The sequence below is a fragment of the Streptomyces sp. LaPpAH-108 genome, from assembly GCF_000373625.1.
Taxonomy (GTDB): domain Bacteria; phylum Actinomycetota; class Actinomycetes; order Streptomycetales; family Streptomycetaceae; genus Streptomyces.
In genome coordinates this window covers 176,931-192,022 of record NZ_KB891987.1, presented here as the reverse complement: position 1 = coordinate 192,022, position 15,092 = coordinate 176,931, and the positions used below count along the sequence as shown (strand labels likewise).

At 73.6% G+C, this 15,092-nt stretch carries 13 protein-coding genes; 2 read left to right on the top strand and 11 right to left on the bottom strand.

From position 1 onward, the window contains the following. Window positions 1-45: 45 nt before the first annotated feature. From B079_RS0100820 to B079_RS0100775, 10 genes are read right to left on the bottom strand one after another with little or no spacing between them, the layout of a single operon-like run. Window positions 46-1,572 carry an NADH-quinone oxidoreductase subunit N gene (locus B079_RS0100820; RefSeq protein ID WP_018543877.1) on the bottom strand — a complete coding sequence of 509 codons (1,527 nt, stop codon included), beginning with the start codon at window positions 1,570-1,572 and terminating at the stop codon, window positions 46-48. Beyond that, window positions 1,569-3,143, bottom strand: coding sequence for a complex I subunit 4 family protein (locus tag B079_RS0100815; RefSeq protein ID WP_018543876.1), 1,575 nt, complete (start codon window positions 3,141-3,143; stop codon window positions 1,569-1,571). The genes B079_RS0100820 and B079_RS0100815 overlap by 4 nt, the downstream gene beginning before the upstream one ends. A gap of 6 nt (window positions 3,144-3,149) precedes the next feature. Further along, window positions 3,150-5,141: an NADH-quinone oxidoreductase subunit L gene (locus tag B079_RS0100810; protein WP_018543875.1), complete on the bottom strand. Its 1,992-nt coding sequence runs from the start codon at window positions 5,139-5,141 to the stop codon at window positions 3,150-3,152. After that, window positions 5,138-5,515 carry an NADH-quinone oxidoreductase subunit NuoK gene (gene nuoK, locus B079_RS0100805; RefSeq protein ID WP_018543874.1) on the bottom strand — a complete coding sequence of 126 codons (378 nt, stop codon included), beginning with the start codon at window positions 5,513-5,515 and terminating at the stop codon, window positions 5,138-5,140. Before nuoK ends, B079_RS0100810 begins: the two co-directional genes overlap by 4 nt. Further along, on the bottom strand, window positions 5,515-6,189 hold the full coding sequence (locus tag B079_RS0100800) for an NADH-quinone oxidoreductase subunit J (RefSeq protein WP_018543873.1): 675 nt from the start codon (window positions 6,187-6,189) through the stop codon (window positions 5,515-5,517). Before B079_RS0100800 ends, nuoK begins: the two co-directional genes overlap by 1 nt. Beyond that, the gene (locus B079_RS0100795; RefSeq protein ID WP_018543872.1) at window positions 6,186-6,788 is read right to left on the bottom strand and encodes a NuoI/complex I 23 kDa subunit family protein; all 603 of its coding nucleotides are present in this window, start codon (window positions 6,786-6,788) and stop codon (window positions 6,186-6,188) included. The genes B079_RS0100800 and B079_RS0100795 overlap by 4 nt, the downstream gene beginning before the upstream one ends. Further along, the gene (locus B079_RS0100790; protein ID WP_018543871.1) at window positions 6,788-7,756 is read right to left on the bottom strand and encodes a complex I subunit 1/NuoH family protein; all 969 of its coding nucleotides are present in this window, start codon (window positions 7,754-7,756) and stop codon (window positions 6,788-6,790) included. Before B079_RS0100790 ends, B079_RS0100795 begins: the two co-directional genes overlap by 1 nt. Then, window positions 7,753-10,662 (bottom strand): NADH-quinone oxidoreductase subunit C, encoded by a 2,910-nt coding sequence (locus tag B079_RS36505; protein ID WP_018543870.1) that lies wholly within the window; start codon window positions 10,660-10,662, stop codon window positions 7,753-7,755. Before B079_RS36505 ends, B079_RS0100790 begins: the two co-directional genes overlap by 4 nt. Further along, on the bottom strand, window positions 10,659-11,285 hold the full coding sequence (locus B079_RS0100780) for an NADH-quinone oxidoreductase subunit B (protein WP_018543869.1): 627 nt from the start codon (window positions 11,283-11,285) through the stop codon (window positions 10,659-10,661). Before B079_RS0100780 ends, B079_RS36505 begins: the two co-directional genes overlap by 4 nt. Next, window positions 11,276-11,704 carry an NADH-quinone oxidoreductase subunit A gene (locus tag B079_RS0100775; RefSeq protein WP_018543868.1) on the bottom strand — a complete coding sequence of 143 codons (429 nt, stop codon included), beginning with the start codon at window positions 11,702-11,704 and terminating at the stop codon, window positions 11,276-11,278. The genes B079_RS0100780 and B079_RS0100775 overlap by 10 nt, the downstream gene beginning before the upstream one ends. A gap of 586 nt (window positions 11,705-12,290) precedes the next feature. On the opposite strand from B079_RS0100775, the gene B079_RS31105 reads away from it, so the two are divergent. Next, window positions 12,291-13,514 carry a sensor domain-containing protein gene (locus B079_RS31105; RefSeq protein ID WP_078495846.1) on the top strand — a complete coding sequence of 408 codons (1,224 nt, stop codon included), beginning with the start codon at window positions 12,291-12,293 and terminating at the stop codon, window positions 13,512-13,514. Window positions 13,515-13,528: 14 nt separating this feature from the next. Here B079_RS31105 and B079_RS0100765 read toward each other — a convergent pair whose 3' ends face one another. Further along, window positions 13,529-14,491, bottom strand: a complete 963-nt coding sequence (locus B079_RS0100765) for an NADP-dependent oxidoreductase (protein WP_018543866.1) — start codon at window positions 14,489-14,491, stop codon at window positions 13,529-13,531. 77 nt (window positions 14,492-14,568) lie between these two features. Here B079_RS0100765 and B079_RS0100760 point away from each other — a divergent pair, with 77 nt between their 5' ends. Next, complete coding sequence (locus B079_RS0100760; RefSeq protein ID WP_018543865.1) at window positions 14,569-14,967, top strand: winged helix-turn-helix transcriptional regulator; 399 nt, start codon at window positions 14,569-14,571, stop codon at window positions 14,965-14,967. The last annotated feature ends 125 nt before the right edge of the window (window positions 14,968-15,092 follow it).

The window sequence follows — 15,092 nt, the reverse complement described above, 5'->3', positions numbered from 1 at the left end:
GGTGCGGGCGGGGGTGCCGTACGTCCGTACGGGTGGGCGGGGCGCTCAGAACAGGTTCGTGGCGGCGAAGCGCAGGACCAGTTCCGGTGCGCCGGACAGGGCGACGCCGACGACGCCGGTGAGGGCGAGGGCGAGCGTGAGGGGGGCCGGGACGGGGTGGCGGGCCGGTTCGCCCTCGGGGGCGCGGAACAGCAGGGCCGTCCACCTGAGGTAGTAGTACAGCGCGATCACCACGTTGACGGCCATGAGGACGGCGAGCCAGCCGAGGCCCGCGTGCACGGCGGTGGAGAACACGGTGACCTTGGCGAAGAGGCCGATGACGCCGGGCGGCAGGCCCGCGAGGCACAGCAGGAAGAAGGCCAGGAGCAGCGCGGTGACGGGGTGGGTGGCGTACAGGCCCCGGTAGTCGGCGATGCGGTGGGCGGGGCGCGTACGGCCCACCAGGGCGGCCACGGCGAAGGCACCGAGGTTGACCGCGCCGTACATGAGCGCGTACGCCACGGTGGAGCCGATGGCCTGGCGGGCGTCGCGGGTGTATCCAGCGGCGGCGATCGGTACGAGGAGGTAGCCCGCCTGGCCGACGGAGGACCAGGCGAGCAGCCGTACCGCGCTGTACGCGCGCGTGCCGCTCTGGCGCAGGGCGCCGACGTTTCCGGCGGTCATGGTGAGCGCGGCGAGGATCGCGAGGGCGGGGCCCCAGACGTCGGCGTACGACGGGAAGCCGATCACGGTGACGAGGATCAGCCCGGAGAAGCCGACGGCCTTGCCGACGACCGAGAGGTAGGCGGCGACGGGCAGCGGCGCGCCGACGTAGGTCTCGGGCACCCAGAAGTGGAAGGGGACGGCGGCCGTCTTGAAGGCGAAGCCGATCAGGGTGAGGACGACGCCGGTCTGGGCGAGGACGTGGAACTGTCCGTCGACGTGCGGCAGGCGCTGGGCGATCTGGGTGAGGTAGAGGCTGCCGGTGGAGGCGTAGACGAAGCTGACGCCCATGAGGCTGACGGCGGTGGCGGTGACCGAGGAGAGGAAGAACTTCAGGGCCGCCTCGGCGGAGCGCCCATCGCCGTGCCGGATGCCGACGAGGGCGAAGGCGGGCAGCGAGGCGACCTCCAGGGCGACGACCAGGGTGGCGAGGTCGCGGGAGGCGGGCAGCAGGGCGGCCCCGGCCGCCGAGGACAGCAGCAGGAACCAGAACTCCCCGGCCGGGACGCGCCGGTGCTCGTCCTTGAGGCCGGTCATCGACAGCAGGGCCGCGAGGAGGGCGCCGCCGAGGACGAGGAGCTGGATGGCGAGGGTGAAGTGGTCGGCGGCGTAGCTGCACGCGCGCGTGGTGCCGCTTCCCGCGCAGAAGGTGGCCCGGTGGCCGTCCAGGAGAGGCAGCAGCATGAGCCCGGCGGCGGCCAGACCCGTGACGGAAACCCACCCGAGGAGGGGTTTACGGGTCGCTGGCAGGAAAAGGTCGGCGACGAGCACCACGAGGGCGGTGACGGCGGCGATGACGGGCGGCGCGATCGCGAGCCAGTCGACGGACTGGACCGCCGACTGGGCGAGCGGCTGGGCCAGGGCGGTCATCGGGTGCCTCCCGCAAGGAGCTGCTGCACGGCCGGGTCGGTGAGGCCGAGCAGGGACCTCGGCCAGAGTCCGGCGACGAGGGTGAGGACGACGAGCGGGGTCCAGGCCGCCAGCTCGTAGCCACGTACGTCGGTGAGTTCGGGCAGGTCGCGCTTCATGTCGCCCATGCAGACCCGGCGGACCACGACCAGCAGGTAGGCGGCGGTGAGCAGGGTGCCGAAGGCGCCGATCGCCATGAAGACGAGGTAGGCGGTGCGGTTGAGGTCTGCGGCGGGCCGGAACGCGCCGAACAGGGACAGCATCTCGCCCCAGAACCCGGCGAGCCCGGGCAGCCCGAGCGAGGCGACGGCGGCGAAGGCGAGCAGTCCGCCGAGGCGCGGGGCCCTGCCGTAGAGGGCGGCGCCCGTGTGCTCGGCAAGGGTGTCGAGGTCGGTGCTGCCGGTGCGGTCCTTGAGGGCGCCGACCAGGAAGAACAGCAGGCCGGTGATGAGGCCGTGGGCGATGTTGGCGAACAGGGCGCCGTTCACGCCGGTCGGGGTCATCGTGGCGATGCCGAGCAGGACGAAGCCCATGTGGCCGACGGAGGAGTAGGCGATGAGCCGCTTGAGGTCGCCCTTGGCTCCCGGCTTGGCGAGGTTGAGGCAGGCCAGGGAGCCGTAGATGATCCCGACCACGGCGAAGGCGGCGAGGTAGGGCGCGAAGACGTGGAAGCCCTGCGGTGCCTCGGGGAGCAGGATGCGGACGAACCCGTAGGTGCCCATCTTCAGCAGGACGCCGGCGAGGAGGACCGAGCCGACGGTCGGGGCCGAGGTGTGGGCGTCCGGGAGCCAGCTGTGCAGGGGCCACATCGGGGTCTTCACGGCGAGCCCGACGCCGATCGCCAGAACGGCGATGACCTGCACGGATGTGCTCAGGGACCGGCCGTTGTCAGTGGCGAGTGCCACCATGTCGAAAGTGCCCGCCTTGATCCCGATCAGGAGCAGGCCGAGCAGCATGATCACGGAGCCGAGCAGCGTGTACAGGATGAATTTCCACGCGGCCCTGCTCCGGCCCTCGCCGCCCCAGCGAGCGATGAGGAAGTACATGGGGACGAGCACGGTCTCGAACGCGAGGAAGAAGAGGACGAGGTCGAGTACGGCGAAGGAGGCGAGGGTGCCGCCTTCGAGCAGCAGGACCAGGGCGGTGAACGCCTTCGGGGACGGGCCCGTGGGCGGCTTGAAGTAGGTGTAGAGCGCGCAGAGGAAGGTCAGCAGCGCGGTCAGGACGACGAGGGGGAGCGAGATGCCGTCGATGCCGAGGTGGATGCGCACATGGAGTGCGGGGATCCAGCTGATGTCGGTCTGGGCCTGCATCCTCGACGGGTGGTCGTGGTCGAAGCCGAGCGCGAGGACGATCGCGGCGATGAGGACCACGCCGGTCACGGTCACGCCGTGGCGGAGCACGGCCTGGTCGGGGGACTTGCCCTTCAGCCCGGGCGGTGCCGGCAGGAGAGCGGCGACGGCTCCGAGGAGCGGGACGGCGACGATGAACGCCAGAAGAAACTGCATCACTGACTCGTTGATACCGATCACGCCCGCTCACGCTCCCGAGGCGACGAGGAGGACGGCGACCGTCAGGACGGCGGTGCCGGCGAGCAGCGCGCTCACATAGGTCTGGACGTTGCCGGTCTGTGCCCGGCGTACGGCGGCCCCGAGCAGCCGGGGCAGCGCGGCGGCGCCGCGCACGTAGGTGTCGACGACCTCGCGGTCGAGGAAGCGGACGAGGCTCGCTCCGGCGAGGACCGGGCGGACGAACAGCGCGGAGTACACGGCGTCCAGGTGGAAGCCGGTCGCGGCGGGCCGGAACAGCGGGCCGAGCAGCACGCGCGCGGGGTCGGCCGGGTCGGGGGCACGGGCGATGTCGCCGTAGGCCGCCTCGTGCGCGGCGATGGCCTCGGCCTCCACGTGGCCCGCGTCGCCCTCCGGGTGCGCGGCGACGGCGCCCAGCGGGACGCGGGCGGCGCGGGCGGAGGTGCGCTGCCAGACGCCGTAGGTGAGCAGTCCGCCGACGACGGCGAGGCCGGTGCCGAGGACGGAGGTGAGCAGGGTGGGCGCGAGGCTGCGGCCGTCGAACCAGCCGGGCAGCGTGCGGTAGGCGAGGCCGCCGAAGGCCAGCGAGGGCACGGCGAGCACCCAGAGCACGACGGTCATGCTGAGGGGTTCGCGGACGGGGGCGGGGGCCTCGGCGCCCCGGCCCCGGAAGGCGAGCAGCCACAGGCGGGTGGCGTAGGCGGCGGTGAGGACGGCGGTCGCGAGACCGGCGACGAGGACGATCCAGCCCGCCGCGCCGGGGACCGGGCCGTCGTGCCCGGTGGCGGTGTGTTCGGCGGCGCCGAGGACGGACTCCTTGGAGAAGAAGCCGCTGAACGGCGGGATCGCGGCGAGGGCGAGCAGCGCCACGGTCATCGTCCAGAAGGCGTCCGGGACGCGGTCGCGCAGGTGGCTCATGCGGGACATGGCGGCCAGCGAGTTGGTGCCCGCGGCGTGGATGACCACACCGGCGGCGAGGAACAGCAGCGCCTTGAAGGCGCCGTGGGACAGGAGGTGGAAGACGGCGGCACCCCGGTCGCCGACGGCGAGGGCGCCGGTCATGTAGCCGAGCTGGCCGATGGTCGAGTAGGCGAGGACGCGCTTGATGTCGTCCTGGGCGAGGGCGCAGAGGCCGGAGCCCACCATGGTGACGGCGGCCATCGCGGCGAGGACCACCATCGCGGCGGCGGACGCCTCGAAGACGGGCAGGAGACGGGCGATGAAGTAGACACCGGCGGCGACCATGGTCGCGGCGTGGATCAGCGCGGAGACGGGGGTCGGGCCCGCCATCGCGTCCGGGAGCCAGGTGTGCAGCGGGAACTGCGCCGACTTGCCCGCTACGCCCGCGAGGAGCAGCAGGGCGATCAGGGTCGGGTGGTCGAGTCCGCCGTTCGCGACCGTGGCGAGGACGCGGGTGATGCGGAAGGACCCGGCGTCGGTGCCGAGCGCGAACAGGCCGATCAGGAACGGCACGTCGCCGAGCTTGGTGACGAGGAACGCCTTGAGGGAGGCGGCGCGGGCCTCGGGGGTCTCCCAGTAGTGGCCGACGAGGAAGTAGGAGCAGATGCCCATGACCTCCCAGCCGACCAGCAGCACGATCAGATCGCCGGAGTAGACGACCAGGAGCATGGCGGAGGTGAAGAGGGAGACGAGGGCCGCGTACGAGGGGTAGCGGGGGTCCTCGCGCAGATAGCCGGTCGAGTAGATCTGCACACAGCTCGCGACGAAGGCCACCAGGACGGCGACGAGGGCGGCGAAGCCGTCGATGTGCAGGGCGAGGTCGACCGGGACGGAGCCGGTGGGCGTCAGCAGGGTGGCCGCGTCGATCGCCCGGCCGCCGCCCTGGCGGGCCGCGACGAGCGCGGCCAGCACGAGGGAGGCGAGGACGGGCAGGACGGCCAGCGGCCGGACGAAGCCGGGCGCGGTGCGGCCGAGCAGGAGTCCGGCGGCGGCGAGGAAGGGGAGGACGGGGACGAGGGCGGCGAGGGTGGTCGTGGTCACGCGGTGGCCTCAGCCTTCTCGGCCCCGGGGGCGTCGGGGCCCTCGGCGGTGTCGGGGCCTTCGGCGGTGTCGCGGAGTCGGTCGATGTCGGAGGTGCCCCGGTTGCGGTACACGGCGAGCACGATCGCCAGGCCGATGCCGATCTCGGCGGCGGCGATGGCGATGGTGAACAGGGTCAGCGCCTGGCCGGAGTGCAGGGTGTCGCGGGCGGCGCGGCTCAGCCAGACGTCGAAGGCGACGAGGTTGAGGTTGACGGCGTTGAGCATCAGCTCGACCGACATGAGGACCAGGATCGCGTTGCGGCGCGCGAGGACGCCGTAGAGGCCGGTGCAGAAGAGGAGGGCGGAGAGGACGGCGGGGTAGGCGAGGTGCATCAGCGGGCGCCTTCCTTCTCGCCGGGGGGCTGCGTGGGCTCGGCGGGGGGCCGCGTGGGGCTCGGGACGCCGGGGGCCTTCGTGCGCCCGGGGGCGCCGGGTGCCTGGTCCTGACCGGCCTCGGCCTTGGCCTTGCGGGACAGGACGATCGCGCCGACCAGGGCGGCGAGGAGGAGCACGGACAGGGCCTCGAAGGGCAGGACCCAGCTACGGAAGATGCTCTCGCCGGTGACGCGGGTGGTCCCGGCGGCCGGTCCTTCCAGGTCGATCCAGGTGGCGCGGAAGGCGTCCACGACCACCCAGACCAGTGCCCCGGCGGCGCCCACCGCGACGGCGAGCGCGGCCCAGCGGTTGCCGGAGTCGGCGTCCGGGGAGCGGCCGATGGGGGCCCGCGTGAGCATCAGTCCGAACAGGAGGAGGACGACGACGGAACCGACGTAGATGAGGACCTGCACCCAGGCGATGAACTCGGCGGTCAGCAGGAGGTATTCGACGGCGAGGCCGCCGAGCGCGACCACCAGCCACAGGGCGGCGTGCACGAGCTGCCGGGTGGTGACGGTGATGAGCGCGGCGCCGAGGGTGGCGAGGCCGACGAGCAGGAAGGCGATCTCGACGCCGGTCGGGGACAGGAAGCCGTGGGGGGCGGCGGCCAGGGTGGCCGCGGTGGGGCTCACGACTCTCCCTCCTTTTCCTCGGGTTCCTCGGGCTTCGGTGCTGCCGCCTCGGCGGCCTCGGCCGCTTCGGCCGCTTGTGCGGCGGCCAGTTTGTCGGCGGTCTTGCGGGCGGCGGCGATCTCCTTGGGCTCCTCGGCGTGCGGGTCCAGGGCGGGCGGCGCCGGGACGGTCCACATCCACTCGCGGAGCTTGTCGCGCTCGTGGGTGAGTTCGTGGATGTCGGTCTCGGCGTACTCGAACTCCGGTGACCAGAACAGCGCGTCGAAGGGGCAGACCTCGATGCAGATGCCGCAGTACATGCACAGCGAGAAGTCGATGGCGAAGCGGTCCAGGACGTTGCGGCTGCGCTCTCGGCCGCCGGGGGTGGCGGCGGGGACCGTCTCCTTGTGGGAGTCGATGTAGATGCACCAGTCGGGGCACTCGCGGGCGCACAGCATGCAGACCGTGCAGTTCTCCTCGAACAGGCCGATGACTCCGCGGGTGCGGGGCGGCAGTTCGGGCTCCACGTCGGGGTACCGCTCGGTGACGGTCTTCTTCGTCATCGTGCGCAGGGTGACGGCCAGGCCCTTGGCCAGGCCGGAGCCGGGGATACGGGGCATCAGGAGATCACCACCTTGACGACGCCGGTGAGGGCGATCTGGGCGAGGGCGAGGGGGACGAGGAGGGTCCAGGAGAGCTTCTGGAGCTGGTCCTCGCGCAGCCGGGGGTAGGTGACGCGGAGCCAGATCACGAGGAACGCGAGCACCGCGGTCTTCAGCAGGGTCCACACCCAGCCGAGTCCGTCGGCGCCCCAGGGGCCGTGCCAGCCGCCCAGGAACAGGACGGTGGTCAGGCCGCACAGCACGACGATCCCGGCGTACTCCGCGAGCAGGAACAGGGCGAACCTCAGGCCGGTGTACTCCGTGTACGCGCCGAAGATGATCTCCGAGTCCGCCACGGGCATGTCGAACGGCGGGCGTTGCAGCTCGGCGAGTCCGGCGACGAAGAAGACGATCCCGCCGGTGATCTGCCAGGGCACCCACCACCAGTGGAACGCGCCGACGATCCCGGGCAGGGACACCGTCCCCGCCGCCATCGCCACCGACGCGGCGGCGAGCAGCATCGGCAGCTCGTACGCCAGCAGCTGGGCCGCGGTCCGCAGGCCGCCGAGCAGCGAGAACTTGTTCGCGCTCGCCCATCCGGCCATCAGCGAGCCGAGCACGCCGACGCCCATCACCGCGAGCACGAAGAAGATCCCCGCGTCGACCACCTGTCCGACCGCGCCGCTGCCCGGTCCGATCGGGATCGCCAGCAGCACGAGCAGATACGGCAGCAGCGCCACCGCCGGTGCCAGCTGGAAGATCCGCCGGTCGGCTCCCGCCGGTACGACGTCCTCCTTCTGCGCGAACTTCACCCCGTCCGCGACCAGCTGCGCCCACCCGTGGAACCCACCCGCGTACATCGGCCCCAGCCTGCCCTGCATGTGCGCCATCACCTTGTGCTCCGTCTGACCCACGATCAGCGGAAAGGTGAGAAACACGACGAACACGACCAGAAGCCGCAGAGCGACGGACCATACGTCGTTCACTGCGGGCCTCCTGTGGGGTTCTCGGGGGTGGGGTGGTCGGAGCGCGGGGGGCGGTCCGGGGTTTGGGTGGGGTCCGGGTCCGGGTCGTGGCCGGGCTCGGGGTCCGGGTCGTGGCCGGGCTCAGGGGCGGGGTCCGGGTCCGAGTGGGGGTCCGGGACGTGGTCCGAGCTCGGGGCCGGGTACGGGGTCGGGGTCTGACTGCGCCGCTCCGCGTTGTCCGGAGCCTGGCCGAGCCTGGGGGCTCGGTCGGAGCCTGAGGCGTGGTCAGACCTGGGCGCCGGGCTTGCGGTCCGGTCTTGCGCCGGGTCCGGGGCGGATTCCGAGGCGGGAGCCGCGCCGGACTCACGCCCGCTGTCCGGTGCCCGGTTGGGCTCAGGGCTCTGCTCGGGCTCGGGCGCTTGGCCCGGCTCGGGGGTGGGGTCCGGCTCAGAGGTCCGATCGGAGCCCGGAGCCGAGTCGCGGGTCGGCTCCGACGCCCCGGACAGGGCAGGAATCGCACCGGTTTTTGGCGCAGAGTCCGGACCGGGACCGGGCTCAGGGACCTGCCCGGGCTGGGGGGCCCGGTCGGGGGCCGAGGCTGAGTCGCGGGTCGGCTCCGACACCCCGGACGGGGCAGGAGTCGCACCGGTCTCCGGCGCGGTGTCCGGGCCAGGGCCGGGCCCAGGGGCCTGCCCGGGCTGGGGGGCCTGGTCCAGTTCGGAAGCCCGGTCGGGGGCCGGAGCCGAATCGCCTGTCCGCTCCGACGCCCTGGACGAAGCAGGAGCGCTGGCCTCCGACGCGTTGCCCGAGGCAGAGCCGGACTCAGGAGCCTCGGGCGCCTGCTCAGAGGCCGAGGCTGAGTCGTGGGTCGGCTCCGGCACCCGAGACGACACAGGTGCGCTGGCCTCCGGCGCGGCGTCCGGGGCAGGGCCGGGCTCGGGCGCGTGGTCCGGCTCGGGGGCCGAGGACGAACCGGCTGTCTGCTCCGGTGCCAGGAAAGGGGGCGGAGTCGCGTCGGGCTCCGGGGCGTTCTCCGGGGCAGGGCTGGGCGCGGGGGTCGGTGGGGCCTCCGGCCCGGGGGTCCGGTTGGGGGTCGGGGACGAATCGGCTGGCCGCTCTGGCGCCTGGGACGGGGTCGCGTCGGGCTCCGGGGCGGTGTCCGGGGCAGGGGTGGGCTCGGGGGCCGGTGGGGCCTCCGGCTCGGGGGGCTGGTTGGCGGGCGGGGCCTGTGGCTCGGCCCGGCTGGGCTGCGGGGTCGGTTCGTCGAAGGCCGGGCGGGCGTGGTGCCAGGGGGCGTCCGCGCTGCGGGGGGCCGTGCTGCGGCGGGTCGGGGGTTCGGGGGTGGCCGGGCTCTGCTGGGACGCGGAGCCCTGGGAGGCGCTACGCATCCGGCGCGGGCGGCCCGGGGTACGGGGCTCGCCCGGCTCCGGTGTCCCGGGCGTCGTCGGCGCCTCCGGCGCGGGCTCCGCGTCCTCCGGTGTGGACTCCGTGTCCTGGCGGTCCGTACCGGACGTCTGGCTCACCGAGCCGTCGCTCGCGCTCCGCGTGCGGCGGGGCCGGGAGGCGGCCGAGGCGTCACGCGCAGGGCCAGCGGCACCGGCGGCCTCGGCTGCCGACGGGGCATCAGCGGGGTTGGCGGCGCCTGTCGTTTCGCCCGCCGATCCAACATGGTCGGCATCGGCAGGGCCGTCGGCCGACCCGGGCCCCGCCACACTGGGAGAACCAGCGGCTTCGCCAATCGCCTCACCCCCGGAAGAACCGGCAGAGCTGTCGCCGCCGCCAGCCGTCCCAGCCCCGGTGTCCTCGGCCGACGTCGGCTCAGCGGCCTGCGCCGCACCCGCGATCTGACTGGCCGAACCCTCCGAAGCCGAGCGGGAACGACGCACCGGCCGCCCCTCACCCGCAGGAGCCGCCTGGCTCACGGAACCGTCCGCCGCCGAACGGGAACGACGCACCGGGCCCTCCGCCGCTGCGGAAGCGTCCTGGCTCGCCGAGCCGTCCGATGCCGAGCGCGTACGCCGCACCGCGGAAGCGTCCTGACTGGCCGAGCCCTCCGACGCCGACCGCGCACGACGCACCCGGCCCTCCGTCGCCGCAGCAGTGTCCTGGCTGGCGGAGCCATCCGACGCGGAGCGCGTGCGACGTGCCGGGCGCTCCGCAGCAGCGGCCTCCTGACTCGCCGAACCCTCCGGCGCCGGAGGCGTCTGGCTGGCCGAACCCTCCGATGCCGAGCGGGAGCGGCGCACCGGACGGTCCGCAGCCGCCTCCTGGCTGGCCGACCCCTCCGACACCGACCGCGCACGACGCACCGGACGATCCCCCGCTCGCGCAGGGCGCTCACGCGTCGGGGCAGGCGGGAGCTGGCCCTTCAGGGGGCCCCATTCGTTCGGGTCGGGGACGCCCGGGGGGAGCATCTGGCGGCGTTTCGGGGTGCCGTGTTCCGACTCGCCGGGTTCCTTGGCGCCGGGCCAGGACTTGGCGACGCGGGCGGCGAGGACGAAGTCCTTGCGGAGGGGGTGGCCTTCGAAGTTCTCGGGGAGGAGGAGGTGTTCCAGGCCGGGGTGGCCCGTGAAGTCGACGCCGAACATCTCGTGGGTCTCGCGCTCGTGCCAGGCGGCGCCCGCGTAGACGCCGACGGCGGACGGCAGGACCGGCGCCGCGTGCGGCACGGTCGTACGGACGAGGAGGCGCCGTACCGGATGCAGGGCCACCACGTGCGCGGAGACGCGGAAACCCGTGCCCGGCTCGTCGACCGCGCTCAGCCAGTCGAAGTAGGTGCAGGTCAGGGTCGTACGGGCCGTCTCCAGGGCGTCGAGCCAGGCCTCCGGGGCCACGTCCACCGTGAGGACGTCGTACGACTCCTCCGCCGTGGCCCCCGGTCCGAACAGTTCCTCGGTGTCGGCGGGCAGCCAGCCGGTCGTCGTCATCGCGCGTCTCCCGGGGAGGGGGTGGCCGGCGGCTTGACCAGGCCGCTCTGGAGGGCGGCGGGGGAAGGCCGGGCGGAGCCGTACCGCTCGCCCAGCGACTCGCGGGCGATCTTCTCCTGGAGCTTGAGGATGCCCTGGAGCAGCGCCTCGGGGCGCGGCGGGCAGCCGGGGACGTAGACATCGACCGGGATGATCTGGTCCACGCCCTTGGTGACGGAGTACGAGTCCCAGTACGGCCCGCCGCAGTTGGAGCAGGCGCCGAAGGAGATGACGTACTTCGGCTCGGGCATCTGCTCGTACAGCCGCTTCACGGCGGGCGCCATCTTGTCGGTGACCGTGCCGGAGACGACCATCAGGTCGGCCTGGCGGGGGCCCGGCGCGAAGGGGATGACGCCGAGCCGGATGAAGTCGTGCCGGGCCATCGACGCGGCGATGAACTCGATCGCGCAGCAGGCGAGGCCGAAGTTGAAGACCCAGAGGGAGTAGCGGCGGCCCCAGTTGAGGACGACCTTCATCGGCTCGGGGGCGAGCCGGGCGAGCGCGCCGAGCCTCTTCGGCTCGGGCAGCGGCACCGGGTCGGGGAGCGACACCGGCGCAGAGGCGGCGGCCGGGTTCACGTCCATGTCAGGACGCCCTTCTTGTATGCGTACAGCAGGCCGACGGCGAGGAAGCCCAGGAAGATGAACATCTCCACGAGGGTCGTCGCGCCGTAGCCGGGGGCGGCGAAGACCGTCGCCCAGGGGAACAGGAAGATCGAGTCGACGGCGAAGATCACGTAGAGGAACGCGTACACGTAGTAGCGGACCTGGGTGTGGGCCCAGCCCTCGCCGACCGGGTCGACGCCGCACTCGTACGTCATCAGCTTCTCGGGGGTGGGGACGACGGGCCGCAGCAGCCGTCCCGCGCCGAAGGCGACCGCGACGAAGAGCACGCCGACGACGGCGAGCAGCCCCACGACCGAGTACGACCCGAAGTACGACCCGGGCTGGTCCGCCGCGAGGCTGGCCGCGGCGACCGTCGAGTCCCCCAACGTCTCCCGCACCGTCCTTCTCCTCGCTCCCTGACCTGTGTGTTCCGCGTGCCCTGGGTGACCCCGGTGAACCGCGTGACGTGACGCGATCCGAGGGTCTGTATGCACGGGAGTCTAGGCCCTGGCACAGGAGCGGTAAGCAGGTCGTCACGCGCTGAGAGGGGCCGGGAGGGGCGCGGGGTGGGGTTTTCCCCCGGGGGCGGAAGGCGGACTGCCGCATGGCGCGGGGGGTGTCGGGCACGGCAGGCTGAGCGCCATGACCGCTGCCGCCTCCGCCGCGGGCCGGGACGGGGACGATGCCCTCCGGGTCGCCGACGTTGATCACCATGCCGCGCCCGTCCGGGGTGCGAGTGCCCTCCGGGGTGCTGACGTCGACCAGGGTGCCGACTCCCTCCAGGCCGCCGACCTCGACCAGGGCGCCGGACCGCTCCGGGCCGGTGACCCCCTCCGGGGCGCTGCCTCTCCCGGGTCTGCCGACGCGCCCCCGGCCGCCGACACCTTCCGGGCTGCCGCCGCCGACCTGCCCGCCGCCGACGGGACCAGCCTCGCCTACCGAGCCGGCGCCGACCCCACCAGCCGCCCCCTCCCCCGAGCCGACATGCCCAACGCCACCCCGACCAGCCACGTCCCCCAAACCACCCCCCGCCGAACCACCCCCACCTCCCGCTCCGACGCCGACCCCCTGCCCCCCGCCCGTCTCCCCTTCGGCGCCCCCACCTGGAAGGAGATCGCGCATCTGCTGCTGAACCTGCCGGTGGCGGTGTTCGGCTTCGTCTATGTCGTCACCTCGGTGTCCGTCAGCGCGGGGCTGACCGTGACGGTCCTGGGGCTGCCGCTGCTCGCGGGGTGTCTGCTGGGGGCGCGGCTGCTGGGTCGGCTGGAGCGGGCGCGGGTGCGCGGCCTGCTCGGGGTGCGGGTGCCCGAGCCGTCGCCGCTGTCGCTGCTGGGCGCGCGGGACCGGAAGCTGTCGCGGCGGCTGTGGCTCGTGCTGCGCGATCCGGTGGGCTGGCGGACGCTGCTCTACTTCTTCATCCGGCTGCCCTGGGGCATCTTCACCTTCTGCACGATCCTGACCTCGCTGTTCGTGCTCTGGCCCGTGCTGTCGTTCATCGCGCGGGGGCTGGCGGCCGTGGACCGGGCGCTGGCCCGGGGGCTGCTGGCGCCCTCCGACGAGCTGGAACGCCGGATAGCCGAGCTGGAGTCGGACCGGGGCGTGGTCGTGGACACGGCGGCGGCGGACCTGCGGCGCATCGAGCGCGACCTGCACGACGGGGCCCAGGCCCGCCTGGTCAACCTCGCCATGGAGCTGGGCCTGGCGAAGGAGAAGCTGCTCGAGGACCCGGAGGGCGCCGCCCGCATGGTCGACGAGGCGCACGGCGAGGTGAAGACCGCCCTGCGCGAGCTGCGCGACCTCGCCCGGGGCATCCACCCCGCCGTCCTCACCGACCGGGGACTCGACGCGGCCCTCTCCTCCATCGCCACCCGCTGCACGGTCCCGGTGACCGTCACCACCGACCTCCCCGTCCGCCCCGCCCCCGCCATCGAGGGCATCGCCTACTACACCGCCTCCGAACTCCTCCAGAACATCAGCAAACACAGCCACGCCCACCACGCCACCATCGACCTCTGGCGCACCGACGACCGCCTGATGCTCCAGATCCGCGACGACGGCACGGGCGGCGCCACCGCGACCCCCGGCGGCGGCCTCCACGGCCTGACGGAACGCCTCGGCGCGGTGGACGGCCTCCTCCTGATCGACTCCCCGCCCGGCGGCCCGACGGCGATCACGGCGGAGCTGCCCTGGCGGGACCGGACGGCGTAGGAGCCGATGCCCGCCTAACGCGCCGAGGGCGCCAACACCAGCCGCCCCCGAAGGCCGCCCTTCGCCAAGTGCTCGTGCGCCCGCGCCGCCCCCTCCAGCGGGAGCACGTCCGCCACGCGCAGGGTCAGATCCAGCGCGGCGAGGCCGGCCAACGCCGCCCCGTCCGCGCTGATCCACTGCTCGTGGACACGGATGCCGCGCAGCGGTGGCGGTGCCGAGCCCACCGCCGCCGTGACGTAGGCGCCCCTCGTCCGGACGGCGGCGAGGGCCTGGATGCCGAGACCGGCCGTGTCGAGGACCCCGTCGACGCCGCCCGGGACCAGCCGACGGACCTCGGCCGCGAGGGCCCCGGCGTCCCGGCCCACGGTCCACTCCGCACCGAGGCCGTACGCGAACTCCCGGTCCGCTGAGCCCACGTGGGCCATCACCCGCACCCCACGCCGTACCGCCAGTTCCACGGCGAAGCCGCCCACCGCTCCGGCCGCCCCCGTCACCAGCAAGGTGTTCCCCGGGGCCGGGGCCAGCAGGTCCAGGGACTGCGCCGCAGTAAGGCCGTTCAGCGGCAGGGTCGCGGCGGCCGCCGGAGACACACCGCGTGGCGCCGGTGCCACCGCCGTCACGTCCAGCACCACGTACTCCGCGTACGTCCCCAGCGACACGTCCAGCAGATCGCGCAGCCCGATCACCTGCTCCCCCGGCGCGAACGCCGTCACCCCGGCCCCGAGCCGGTCGGCCACGCCCGCCACGTCCCAGCCGAGGCCCGTGCACGACCGCGCCGCCATCAGCCCGCCGTCGGCCAGCGCGCCCGAACGAGTGGCTAGGTCAACGGGGTTGACCGTCGCCGCCTCGACCCGGATCCGTACCTGTCCGGGGCCTGGTTCCGGCAGCGGAACCGTCACCGTCTCCAGGACCTCGGTCCCGCCGTACCCCCGGGCCACCACCGCCCGCATCGTCCCGCCCGCGTGTCCAGTGCTCATGCCGCTCACCGTAGAGAGGGCTACTCTCCAGCGGGAAGTACACACTTCGAGGTGCCCTCGGCACCGGAAGGAGAGCCATGCCCACCCGCACCGCCGCGGAGCGCAGGGTCGAGGCGAAGCGCGAGTACGACGCCTATCTCGCCGAATGCCCGGCCCGTCAGCTCCTGGACCGCATCGCCGACAAGTGGGTCAGCCTCACGGTCACGGCGCTCGCCGACGGCCCGAAGCGGTACAGCGACCTGCACCGCAGGCTGGCCGGGGTGAGCCAGAAGATGCTCACCCAGACGCTCCGGCACCTGGAGCGCGACGGCCTGGTCACCCGGACCGTGACCCCCGCCGTCCCGGTCCGTGTCGACTACGCGCTCACCCCGCTCGGCCGTTCCCTGCTGCCCGTCATGCGCGCGATCAAGGGCTGGGCGGAGGACCACATGGCCGAGGTGCGGGAGGCACGGGCCGACTACGACGCCCGGGACTGACCGCCGTGCCCCGCCCCGCCCCCGCCGGTAGGGAAAACCCCCGCCCCCGACACCAGCCCACGTCATGGCCCCGCACCCACCCCGCACGGAAACCTGAAGGCACGGTTCGGACACCCACGTGACGA